Source organism: Arthrobacter sp. TS-15, assembly GCF_006964045.1.
Classification (GTDB): domain Bacteria; phylum Actinomycetota; class Actinomycetes; order Actinomycetales; family Micrococcaceae; genus Arthrobacter.
The window spans coordinates 1-1023 of sequence record NZ_SDXQ01000116.1; the positions used below are offsets into that span (position 1 = coordinate 1).

At 68.6% G+C, this 1023-nt stretch carries 1 protein-coding gene; it reads right to left on the reverse strand.

Going from position 1 to position 1023, the window contains the following annotated elements; all coding sequences use genetic code 11:
* A partial coding sequence (locus tag EU811_RS23145; RefSeq protein WP_202979357.1) for a hypothetical protein occupies window positions 1-1023 on the reverse strand: 1023 nt, incomplete at both ends.

Genomic DNA, 1023 nt, shown 5'->3' on the forward strand with positions numbered 1-1023 from the left:
TCCTCGACCTCGACGTCGCCTGCGAGCGACGCCACGACGGGCTTCTCGATCCCGCGCTCCCGGAATTCGGCCACCACGCGCGCGGTGAGCTCGGCGAAGACCATGGGTGGGGTCACGATGGTGTGCCAGTAGCCGAGGACCAGCGAGTGGATCCGAGGGTCCTCGAGACCGAGCCGGATCGTCGCCTCGTACGTCGACGGCGGCTCGCCGCCCGTGATGTCCACCGGGTTGCCGGCCGCTCCGAAGGGCGGGATGAACTTCCGGAAGGACGCGTCCAGGTCCGGCGGGATCTCCATCAGCGAGAGGCCGTTGTCGGTCACCGCGTCGGACAGCAGGACGCCACTGCCGCCCGCGCCCGTGATGATCACGATGTTGTCGCCCTGAGGAGTCGGCAGTACCGGCAACCCGCGCGCGTACTCCAGCATTTCGTTCAGACCGGGCGCCCTGATGACACCGGCCTGCTTCAGGATGTCCTCGTACACGGCGTCGTCGCCCGCGAGGGCGCCCGTGTGCGAGCCCGCGGCCCTGGCGCCGGCCGCCGTACGGCCCGCCTTGAGGACGACCACCGGCTTCTTGGGGACGGTCGCCCGCGCGGCCTCCACGAAGGCGCGTCCGTCCTTGAGGTCCTCCAAGTGCATGGCGATGCACTTGGTGTTGGGGTCCTCGCCGAACCAGGTCAGCAGGTCGTCCTCGTCCAGGTCCGACTTGTTGCCGAGCCCCACGATCGCGGAAACACCTGTCTTCGTAGTTCGCGCGAAGCCCAGGATGGCCATCCCTATGCCACCGGACTGCGAAGTGAGCGCGACGCCGCCCTTGACGTCGTACGGCGTGCAGAACGTGGCGCACAGGTCCTGCCACGTCGAGTAGTAGCCGTAGATGTTCGGGCCGAGCAGCCGGACTCCGTAGCGCTCGCCGATCGCCACGATCTCGTCCTGCAGCTCGTGCTCACCGGTCTCCGCGAACCCCGAGGGGATCAGGACGGCATTGGGGATCCCCTTGCGTCCCACCTCCTCCAGGGCCGAG